This window comes from uncultured Halovibrio sp. (assembly GCF_913056445.1).
In the GTDB taxonomy this organism is placed as follows: domain Bacteria; phylum Pseudomonadota; class Gammaproteobacteria; order Pseudomonadales; family Oleiphilaceae; genus Halospina; species Halospina utahensis_B.
In genome coordinates this window covers 1-9,363 of record NZ_CAJXMA010000102.1, presented here as the reverse complement: position 1 = coordinate 9,363, position 9,363 = coordinate 1, and the positions used below count along the sequence as shown (strand labels likewise).

General features: G+C 62.5%; 12 protein-coding genes. 3 read left to right on the top strand and 9 right to left on the bottom strand.

Annotation, left to right across the window (positions count from 1 at the left end):
- From QZ501_RS13875 to ccoN, 6 genes are all read right to left on the bottom strand, one after another.
- On the bottom strand, positions 1–368 hold a 368-nt coding region (locus QZ501_RS13875; protein WP_295720325.1), incomplete at its 3' end, for a FixH family protein.
- 17 nt (positions 369–385) lie between these two features.
- The gene (gene ccoG, locus QZ501_RS13870; RefSeq protein ID WP_295720322.1) at positions 386–1,765 is read right to left on the bottom strand and encodes a cytochrome c oxidase accessory protein CcoG; all 1,380 of its coding nucleotides are present in this window, start codon (positions 1,763–1,765) and stop codon (positions 386–388) included.
- Positions 1,762–2,676 (bottom strand): cytochrome-c oxidase, cbb3-type subunit III, encoded by a 915-nt coding sequence (ccoP, locus tag QZ501_RS13865; protein WP_151439427.1) that lies wholly within the window; start codon positions 2,674–2,676, stop codon positions 1,762–1,764. Before ccoP ends, ccoG begins: the two co-directional genes overlap by 4 nt.
- Positions 2,669–2,869: a cbb3-type cytochrome c oxidase subunit 3 gene (locus QZ501_RS13860; protein ID WP_151439428.1), complete on the bottom strand. Its 201-nt coding sequence runs from the start codon at positions 2,867–2,869 to the stop codon at positions 2,669–2,671. Before QZ501_RS13860 ends, ccoP begins: the two co-directional genes overlap by 8 nt.
- A gap of 4 nt (positions 2,870–2,873) precedes the next feature.
- Positions 2,874–3,482 carry a cytochrome-c oxidase, cbb3-type subunit II gene (ccoO, locus tag QZ501_RS13855; protein WP_151439429.1) on the bottom strand — a complete coding sequence of 203 codons (609 nt, stop codon included), beginning with the start codon at positions 3,480–3,482 and terminating at the stop codon, positions 2,874–2,876.
- Positions 3,479–4,921 (bottom strand): cytochrome-c oxidase, cbb3-type subunit I, encoded by a 1,443-nt coding sequence (gene ccoN, locus QZ501_RS13850; RefSeq protein WP_151439430.1) that lies wholly within the window; start codon positions 4,919–4,921, stop codon positions 3,479–3,481. The genes ccoO and ccoN overlap by 4 nt, the downstream gene beginning before the upstream one ends.
- A 99-nt stretch (positions 4,922–5,020) precedes the next feature.
- Here ccoN and QZ501_RS13845 point away from each other — a divergent pair, with 99 nt between their 5' ends.
- Together QZ501_RS13845 and rlmM are read left to right on the top strand one after the other, a co-directional pair.
- Positions 5,021–5,668 carry an alpha/beta family hydrolase gene (locus QZ501_RS13845; RefSeq protein ID WP_151439431.1) on the top strand — a complete coding sequence of 216 codons (648 nt, stop codon included), beginning with the start codon at positions 5,021–5,023 and terminating at the stop codon, positions 5,666–5,668.
- The gene (gene rlmM / locus QZ501_RS13840; protein ID WP_295720315.1) at positions 5,668–6,759 is read left to right on the top strand and encodes a 23S rRNA (cytidine(2498)-2'-O)-methyltransferase RlmM; all 1,092 of its coding nucleotides are present in this window, start codon (positions 5,668–5,670) and stop codon (positions 6,757–6,759) included. The genes QZ501_RS13845 and rlmM overlap by 1 nt, the downstream gene beginning before the upstream one ends.
- On the opposite strand, the gene QZ501_RS13835 is transcribed toward rlmM, so the two are convergent.
- Positions 6,743–7,045, bottom strand: a complete 303-nt coding sequence (locus tag QZ501_RS13835) for an antibiotic biosynthesis monooxygenase (RefSeq protein WP_095616990.1) — start codon at positions 7,043–7,045, stop codon at positions 6,743–6,745. The two genes, rlmM and QZ501_RS13835, sit on opposite strands and share 17 nt — an antisense overlap.
- A gap of 113 nt (positions 7,046–7,158) precedes the next feature.
- On the opposite strand from QZ501_RS13835, the gene tusA reads away from it, so the two are divergent.
- On the top strand, positions 7,159–7,395 hold the full coding sequence (gene tusA / locus QZ501_RS13830; RefSeq protein ID WP_151439433.1) for a sulfurtransferase TusA: 237 nt from the start codon (positions 7,159–7,161) through the stop codon (positions 7,393–7,395).
- 6 nt (positions 7,396–7,401) lie between these two features.
- On the opposite strand, the gene QZ501_RS13825 is transcribed toward tusA, so the two are convergent.
- Both QZ501_RS13825 and dsbD read right to left on the bottom strand, forming a co-directional pair.
- A complete protein-coding gene (locus QZ501_RS13825) occupies positions 7,402–8,265 on the bottom strand; it encodes a DMT family transporter (RefSeq protein ID WP_295720312.1) in 864 nt (287 codons plus the stop codon).
- A gap of 2 nt (positions 8,266–8,267) precedes the next feature.
- Positions 8,268–9,363: protein-disulfide reductase DsbD (dsbD, locus tag QZ501_RS13820; protein ID WP_295720308.1), on the bottom strand; the 1,096-nt coding region annotated here is incomplete at its 5' end.

Here is a 9,363-nt window from a genome sequence, read left to right as displayed (position 1 = left end):
CGGCCTTCCCCGACACGCTGGGCGATGGTGGTCTGATCGCGGTCGCCCAGGGTGTCATGAGTCAGTTCCACCTGGAGCCGTTCCCAGTTCCGCTGCTTCGGGGACTCAAGCAATATGTTAAGGCGCTCACCGTCGGTGAAGCTGACTTTGCCCGTCAGGTCCAGATTGGCGGCCTTGATATCCCGCGAAAGCTCGCGGTTGATACCCATGCCCTCATCGTAATAGTCATCCTCTACCATCGAGACATGCTGCTCCATGGAAAACAGAATCAGAAAGATGCTCCAGAGGATGGTGATCCCAGGGATCGCGATAAGGACCCACGGCCAGGGCTCGCGGTACCAGGGGCGCTTGGTGTCGTCGTCTGTCATGGTGGTTCCGGCGTTGTTCAGGGTCTGGGGCCGATGAAGGGGGTCTCAGCGCTGTTGCGCGCTTCGGAGCCCTCGGCGATGACTTCAAAGGTGACGGGCGTACTCATTCCCTCAAGCTCACGCTGCGGGATTCTCACCACTGCCGGAAGAGAGCGCGTGTCCAGTGGCCCGAGCTCCATGGCGATGGGCTCGAGCAGATGGGTGCCCTCGGGACCGGCAACCCGCACGCTGAGTTCGCGTGTCTGATTGGTGCGGTTGCTCAACTTGAGGCTGTAGGAGTTCTCGATGGTTGCGTTGGGGCCGGTTTGGTAGAGCCCTCCCCGGTCGCGGGTGACCTCGATGTCCAGCGTGTCACGCTGCATCAGAAGGACGGCCATGGTTCCAAGCAGAAGTGCCATGGCCACTCCGTACCCAAGAGTCCGGGGCTGGAAACGGCGGCGGGGCTGGCCTTCAACTTCCCGCTCCGTCGCGTACCGGATCAGGCCACGGTCATAGCCCATACGGTCCATAACCTGGTTGCAGGCATCAACGCAGAGGCCACAGTCGAGGCATTCGTACTGCATGCCATTGCGGATATCAATACCGGTGGGGCATACCTGCACGCAGATGCTGCAGTCGATGCAGTCACCAAGACCCGCCTCAGCGCGGTCTGTATCTTTGCGCCTGGGACCTCGGGGCTCGCCCCGGTTGGCATCATAGGTGACTGTCCGCGTGTCCGGAGAGAACATGACGCTCTGGAAACGGGCGTAAGGGCAGACGTAGAGGCAGACTTTCTCACGCATCCAGCCTGCGTTGAGGTAGGTGGCCACCGAAAAGAAGCCAATCCAGAAAACGGCCCAGCCAGTGGTGACGCTGAAGGTGAACAGATCCGGCACCAGTTCGCGGATGGGGTAGAAGTAGCCGACGAAAGTAACACCGGTCCAGAACCCTATCCCCAGCCAGAGGGCGTGCTTTAGGACCTTACGTGGCAGCCACTGGCTCAGTGACCCCTTTCGGTCAAGCTTCATGCGCTGGTTTCGGCTGCCTTCCACCTTCTCTTCGACCCACATGAAGATAAAGGTCCAGGCGGTCTGGGGGCAGGTGAACCCGCACCATATACGGCCAAAAAGCGTGGTGACGAAGAACAGCCCGAACGCGGCGATAATAAGGAGCAGCGTCAGGATGAAGAAGTCCTGGGGCCAGAAGGTGGTCCCCAGGAGATGGAACTGGCGTTCCGGCAGATCAAAGTGGACCAATGGCCGCCCGTTGATCTGGATCCAGCAAGCAGCGAAGTACAGACCCATGAGCGTCCAGAGAGTGACGGTCCGCAGCTTCTGGTAGAAACCGGTGGTGCTGCGGACGTAGATCCGGTCCGGGTTGGGCCCGGCGTCAACCTGGCGTACGGGTATGTCGCTCATTCCGCTCCTTTCTCGCGATGCTGGCCGGAGAGCCGGTAAACATAGGCGGCCATGAGGTGGATCTGGTCCTCGGACAGCTGCTTCTGGGCCGGCATATGACCGTTACGACCATACTGGAGGGTCTCCATGATGGTGCCACGATCGCCGCCATAGAGCCAGGTGTCGTTGGTCAGGTTGGGGGCGCCCATGTTCTGGTTGCCCTTCGCATTCTGACCGTGGCACGTGGAGCAGGCCTGGGCGAAAAGTGGTTTGCCCCGTTCCGCGGCTGCTTCATTCACGTCACTGCGGTCATTGAGCGAAAGCACATATTCGGTAATGTCGCCGAGCTGATCATTGCTCAGGTTCGGGTTGATGCCGCGTGCTGGCATGTTCGCCTGACGACCATTGGTCAGGGTGTGCTTGATGGCATCCACACTGCCGCCCCAGATCCAGTTATCGTCGGTGAGGTTGGGGAAACCATAGCCGCCGCGCCCGGCGGAGCCGTGACAGGTGGCGCAGTTGTTGGAGAACAGACGCTGGGCTGCCTGCATGGCCTCACCATTATGCGCCAGCTCCGGTGCGGGAGTGTCGGCGTACTGGGCGAAAAGCGGTCCGTATTTCTCGCGTGCCGCTTCCATCTCACGCTCCCATGCTTCGGTCTGGCTCCAGCCAAGGAGACCCTGGTAGTTGCCCAGTCCTGGATACAGCGCCAGATAGAGCAGGGAGAACAGGATCAGCCCGATGAACATCCAGTACCACCATTTCGGCAGCGGGTTGTCCAGCTCTTCGATCCCATCGACTTCATGGCCCACGCTGCGGTTCTCCACGCGGTCGGAAGGCTGGTTCCGGCGTACGATCCAGACCAGCCACCAGCACCCAAGGACCACAATCAGGATCAGCGCGCTGATCCAAATGCTCCAGAAACTACTCATCGTGGTTGTCTCTCCGTTGCTGTTCGATGGTGCGCGCTTCCATGTCCTCGTCCTCGAAAACCAGGTGCGCGGCCTGTTCGTTTTCCCGTTGCCGGGAAGGGCTGAAGGCCCAGATGCAGATCCCCACAAAGAGAGCAATCATCAGCAGCGTATGAATGCCCTTGAACTGACTGAGCAACGTTTCCCACGGCATGTTGTTACCTCTGCTCCGGTATAGCGGTGCCCAATTGCTGCAGATACGCGATCAGCGCCTGGATCTCAAAAGTCCCGCGGACGTTCTCCTCAGCGTTTGCGATCTGCTCATCGGTGTAGGGAACGCCCAGTGTGCGCAGGGCCCGCATCTTGGTTGCGGTCTGGGTTGGGTCCACCTTCTGTTCGAAAAGCCAGGGATAGGCCGGCATGTTGGATTCCGGAACCACCATCCGCGGGTCATAGAAGTGGAGGCGGTGCCAGGCATCCGAATAGCGACCGCCCACGCGGGCCAGATCCGGCCCTGTGCGCTTGGAGCCCCACAGGAAGGGATGGTCGTAGACGTGCTCACCAGCCACTGAGTAGTGGCCGTAACGCTCCGTCTCCGCGCGGAAAGGCCGTACCTTCTGGGTATGGCACACGTGGCAGCCCTCACGGATGTAGATGTCACGGCCTTCAAGCTCAACAGCGCTCAGGGGCTCAAGCCCCTCAACGGGTTCGTTGACCTGAGAGTCGAAGAACAGGGGAACGATCTCCGCCAACCCGCCGAGGCTGACCACCACAATGATCAGCCCGACCATCAGGCCAAGGTTTTTCTCAACTTTCTCGTGGCTCATGCGTTCGCTCCCTGCACTGCGTCAGTGGAATCATCAAGGGCGCCGGTTTCACTCTGGCCAACAGTCCGCCAGACGTTGTAGGCCATTACCAGCATGCCGGCCAGGAAGAAGGCGCCGCCGATGAAGCGCACAACATAACCGGGATAGCTGGCCTCAACCGCTTCTACGAAGCTGTAGGTGAGGGTGCCATCATCGTTCACGGCACGCCACATCAAGCCCTGCAGCAGGCCGTTGATCCACATGGAGACGGTGTAGAGCACCACGCCGATTGTTGCGAGCCAGAAGTGCAGGTTGATCAGCGGGATGCTGAACATGCTCTTGAGCCCGTACAGGCGCGGGAACAGGTGATAGAGCGCACCAAAGCTGATCATGGCAACCCAGCCCAGAGCTCCGGAGTGCACATGACCCACGGTCCAGTCCGTGCTGTGGGACAGGGCGTTGACCGTACGGATCGACATCAGCGGGCCCTCGAAGGTGGCCATGCCGTAGAAGGAAACCGCCACGATCAGGAAGCGCAGGATGGGGTCAGTGCGCAGCTTGTACCAGGCGCCGGACAGGGTCATGATGCCATTGATCATGCCACCCCAGCTTGGAGCCAGCAGGATCAGGGACATGACCATGGAAGCGGTCTGGGCCCACTCCGGAAGCGGGCTGTAATGCAGGTGGTGGCCACCGGCCCAGACGTAGGTCGCGATCAGTGCCCAGAAGTGCACGATCGAGAGCCGGTAGGAATAGATGGGCCGGTTGGCCTGCTTGGGCACAAAGTAGTACATCAGGCCCAGGAAACCCGCCGTCAGGTAGAAACCCACCGCGTTATGGCCGTACCACCACTGCACCATGGCATCAATGGTTCCGGGGTAGATCGAATAGGATTCGAACCAGCCGACCGGGATGGCCAGATTGTTGACCACGTGCAGGATAGCGATGGTGATGATGAAGGCGCCGTAGAACCAGTTGGCCACATAGATGTGCTTGACCCGGCGCCGTGCGATAGTGCCGAAGAACACGTAGGCGTAAGTCAGCCAGACCACCGCGATCAGGATATTGATGGGCCACTCGGGCTCAGCATATTCCTTGGTGGTGGTGTAGCCCAGTGGCAGCGTGATAGCGACCAGAACGATCACCACTTGCCAGCCCCAGAAGGTGAAAGCGGCGGCCTGATCGGAGATCACCCGTGCCTGGGAAGTGCGCTGCACCACATAGTAGGAGGTGGCAAAGAGGGCACTGCCGGCAAAGGCAAAGATGACCGCATTGGTGTGCAGTGGGCGCAGGCGCCCAAAGCTTGTCCAGGGCAGGTCAAAGTTCAGTTGGGGAAGGAACATCTGGGCAGCGATGAACACGCCCAGACCCATTCCGACGATACCCCATACCACGGCGGCTATGGCAAACTGCCTGACCACCCGGTAGTTATAGGTTTCCGCGGACGTCTGTGTTTCCATGTTCGGCTCTTCCGGGACTGTTTGGAGGGTATGCGCAGCGTAGGCAACGCAGCGCTGGTGCTCAATGATATATGTCAAAACCTTAATGCGGTAGTGCCTTTGGATATACTCTTTAATGGCGAACAGGGGCCGGTTCTGGTTCTCGCCCACGGATCCGGCGCACCTGCTGATTCCGTGCCCATGGAGCGGCTTGCCACCGCGCTGGCGGCGGCAGGCTTCCGTGTCCGACGATTCGAGTTTCCGTTCATGGCGCAGCGTCGTACCACCGGCAAGCGACGTCCACCGGATCGTCCTCCCGTTCTGCTCCAGGTCTGGAGAGAAGTCATCGAAGAGGTTGGGCGCCGCGAGCCGGATGCGGACCACCTCTGGATCGGTGGGCGATCGCTGGGGGGCCGTACGGCCTCCATGCTGCTGACGCCGGAGCAGCGTCCGGAACCCGTGTCCGGAGCCCTGGTGTTCGGCTACCCCTTCCATCCGCCACGCAGGCCCGAACAGTGGCGGACGGATCACTTCGCGGAACTTGAGCGGCCCCTTTGGATCGCGCATGGGGAGCGCGATCCCTTCGGGAAGCGAAGCGAGCTGGAGCCACGCATGCCATTTCCCGGACCGGTCCATCTGGAGTGGGTGGCCGATGGAGACCATGAGCTTATGCCCACACGCCGCAGCGGCCTGGATCCGGAGCGGGTTCTGGCGACAGCCGCGGAGAGTGCGCGGGCTTTCGTGAAGGCAACGGAGACGGACAGGTAATGACTGAAACAGGTGTGATCCGGGCGCTGTGCCGGCCCGGCTTTGAGGCGGATGCGGGGCAGGAACTGGTCAGCCGCGCCGCAGAGGTTGGCGGTTATGGTTTCTTTGTCCCGGAAGCCGCCGGCTGGATACGCTTTGAGCTGCCCGGTCAGGCCGCGGAACCGGTCATGCGGGCGGTGTCGTTGCGCAACCTGGTCTTCGTGCGGGACTGGTATTCCGGCATCGGTGTAGTGGATCCGCTGCCTGGCGAGGACCGTGTTGGTGCCGTTCTCGAGGGGCTGCGTGATGCCGGAGAGAGCGGGCCCTTCGGGCGTGTGGATGTGCATGTGCCCCTGGGGGAGACTGAAGAGGCGTTACCGCGCTTTGCCCGCAAGTGGACCAGCCCACTGGCGAAAGCGCTGCGCGGCGCGGGCATCCTGCAGGGGAACCCTGATGGGGATGCGGGTGCACCGGGTCTGGAAATCCTGCTCCCGGATTTCAGTCGGGCCCTGCTCGCCCGCCGGGATCCAGCCCTGTCATCGGCCTTTCATGAAGGCGTCCCGCGCCTTCGGATGCCGGGTACGGCCCCCAGCCGCTCAACGCTGAAACTGGAGGAGGCTTTTCACCGGTTTTTCACCACGGATGAGCGCGAGCGTCTGCTGCGGCATGGCATGACGGCGGTGGATCTGGGCGCCGCTCCGGGTGGGTGGACGTGGCAGCTGGTGCAGCGTGGGCTGGCCGTGACCGCGGTGGACAACGGGCCCATGGACGAGGCGTTGATGGCCTCCGGGCTGGTGACCCACAGGACGGAGGATGCCTTCAGCTGGCGGCCGTCGCATCCGGTGGACTGGCTGGTCTGCGATATTGTGGATCGGCCTGCCCGGGTCGTGGAGCTGATGGCGGAGTGGCTTGAGAACCGGCTGTGCCGGCTGGCGGTGTTCAACCTGAAGCTGCCCATGAAGCAGCGCTGGGCGTGCTGGCAGGAATACAGGGCGCGCCTGGAGGAAAGCATCGCCGCCAGCGGCGCGGACCTGACGGTCAGAGCCGCTCACCTGTATCACGACCGGGAGGAGATCACCTGCTGTGTGGCGCCGCTCACACGTTCCCGGTAGGGACTGCGTATTCCAGCACCGTGATGCGCTCATCGGACTCCAGCAGCGGCCGGATACGATTGATCTTCTCCCGGCGCTCCGTGGAATCGTACCAGCGGTACCAGTCCGCGGTTGAGCGCCAGGTTGAGAGGATCACCCGGTGACGGGAATTGTACTCATCCTTGAGGGATTCGCCGGAAATGAACCCGGGAATCTCAACAGCGTTGCGCAGGGCCTGGCGGGCCTGGGCATCATAGGTGCTCTCCATGGCTTCAGCGATATAGCGCTCGATGATGACACGGATCATGGTTGTTCTCTCCCCGAAAGCTCCCTGTTACTCATGCGGTTACCTTTGAATATGGTATCCTTACCCTAATTCTGGCAGAAAATTCGGAAAACGCGTGTACGGAGGTTCCGCCATTGACCCGGGAGTACGATGCAACCCTTGATGCCACCGGTCTGGTCTGCCCGGAGCCGGTCATGATGCTGCATAACCGCATTGCGGATGTGCCGGTTAACGGGGTGCTGCGGGTGATCGCCACGGATCCGTCCACGCAGCGTGACATTCCGCGTTTCTGCCAGTTTCTCGGCCATCGTCTGGTCGAGGAGGAAGCTGGCGACGAGCAGTATACCTACTGGATCGAGCGCACCGTCTGAACGGCGTCAGCGTCGCATGTTCAGGAGCCCAGCCCCGACGATGAACACGCAGCCGATGGCCTGGTTGAGGGTGAACGGTTCCGACCAGATCAGCCAGCCCAGAAGCGCCGCAAAAACCACCGACGAATAGGTGAACTGGCCGATACGGCCAGCCGGCGCAATGCGGTAGGCGGTCGTGATCAGCATCTGCGCGGCCGTGGCGCAGGCAGCGATGGAAACCAGCCCGAGCCACTGCCACAGGGTGGGCCAGGTCCAGTTCAGCAGGGCAGCCGGCGTCGAGACCGTGGTTGCCACGATGCCGAAGTAGACCACGATGCGCGCACTGGGCTCGCGCGTGCCCATGCGGCGGATCGCGACCTTGGCCGTGCCACCCAGAACCGCCCCCGAGACCCCCGCCGTCACGAAGAGTACGTCCTGCATGCCGGCATGACCGGGCTGCAGCAGGACCACCACCCCGCAGAATCCCAGCACAATGGTCATCAGGGCCCAGAGTGAGGTGCGTTCTCCCAGCCATAGGAAGGCGATCAGCGGGATGAAGAAGGGCGATGTGAGCTTGAGCAGAACCGCCTCGGTCAGCGCCAGTCCCCCCAGGCTGAAGAAGTAGCAGTACATGGCGGAGACGCCCACCACACCCCGGACCACATGAAAGCGCAGGTTGGTTGTGCGCAGGCAGTCCGGCCCCTGGCGCCACAGCATGATGGGCAGAATGATGCTGAGCCCCAGGGCGTTGCGCGCAAACACCAGCATGGTGTTGTCGAGTTCCGGGGCCAGTGCCTTGACCTGTGCTCCCATCAGGGCGAGCAGGAGTTCGCCGGCAAGAACACAGGCGGCGCCCTGGTGCAGGGGCGATCGCAGGCTGAAACCGGCCACGCTCAGACGCCTGTCCGCTCGCGGACACGCTCAAGGTGCTCGAGGAACTCGTCCTGGTCCATTTCGCCAAGGATGCGCGCCTGCTTGAGCTCCTCTCCCTGGGCGTTGAAGAACAGCAGGGTGGGCGGCCCGAAAAGGTTGAAACGGTCGAGCAGGGCCTGGTCGGCGGCCGTGTTCTCCGTTACATCCACCTGGAGGCGCTCGAAGCCCTTCATGGCTTCCAGGACCGGCTCGGTGTCGAATACCTGACGTTCCATCACCTTGCAGCTGATGCACCAGTCCGCGTAGAAATCCAGGATCACCGGCTTGCCGGCCTCGGCTGCCCGTTCCAGACGGGCTTCGATGCGATCAGCGTCGACGATCCGCTCAAAGGGTTCTTCCGGTAGCCCGGAGGCGCCATTTCCGGACCCGGCACGGAAGGGCTCAAGGGGCCGCAGAGGGTCACCGGCCCCGGCCATGGCCCCGGCCAGAAGCATGGCGGCCACCAGCACCAGTACCACGCCGATGCCCTTGCGGGTGCGTGGCCAGCCTTCGCCCAGGGGTTCAAAAGCGCCCAGCTGGACCCCGGTGACCGCCAGCAGGAGGGCCCAGAGCACCAGTGTGGCCGGGCCGGGGATCACCCGTTCCAGCAGCCAGATGGCGACGGCCAGCATGAGGATGCCGAAAGCCGCCTTGATGCGGTTCATCCAGGGGCCGGGCTGCGGCATGAAGCGCCGTCCCCCGGTACCCACCAGAATCAGTGGCGTACCCATGCCCAGCGCCAGGGCAAAGAGCGCAAGTCCGCCCATGGCCGCATTCTGGGTGGCACTCAGATAGACCAGGGCGGCGGCCAGCGGTGCCGTGACGCAGGGGGAGACAATCAGGGCGGAGAGAGCGCCTATGCCCGCCACGCCGGCGACATTACCACCGCTGAGGCGCTCACTCTGGCGCGTGAGGCGGTTCATGACGCGCTCCGGAAGGCGGATCTCGAAAACGCCGAACATGGCCAGTGCCAGCAGCGTGAACAGCCCGGCAAAGAGGGCCAGAACCCAGGGGGCCTGGAGATGGGCCTGGATGTTGAAGGAGGCACCGAGCAGGCCCACCAGCACGCCCGCCGCG

Excerpts from the sequence above, each read along its gene's own strand:
- ccoG (WP_295720322.1), bottom strand. The coding sequence starts at position 1,765 with ATGAGCGACATACCCGTACGCCAGGTTGACGCCGGGCCCAACCCGGAC.
- ccoP (WP_151439427.1), bottom strand. The coding sequence starts at position 2,676 with ATGAGTAGTTTCTGGAGCATTTGGATCAGCGCGCTGATCCTGATTGTG.
- QZ501_RS13860 (WP_151439428.1), bottom strand. The coding sequence starts at position 2,869 with ATGCCGTGGGAAACGTTGCTCAGTCAGTTCAAGGGCATTCATACGCTG.
- ccoO (WP_151439429.1), bottom strand. The coding sequence starts at position 3,482 with ATGAGCCACGAGAAAGTTGAGAAAAACCTTGGCCTGATGGTCGGGCTG.
- ccoN (WP_151439430.1), bottom strand. The coding sequence starts at position 4,921 with ATGGAAACACAGACGTCCGCGGAAACCTATAACTACCGGGTGGTCAGG.
- rlmM (WP_295720315.1), top strand. The coding sequence starts at position 5,668 with ATGACTGAAACAGGTGTGATCCGGGCGCTGTGCCGGCCCGGCTTTGAG.
- QZ501_RS13835 (WP_095616990.1), bottom strand. The coding sequence starts at position 7,045 with ATGATCCGTGTCATCATCGAGCGCTATATCGCTGAAGCCATGGAGAGC.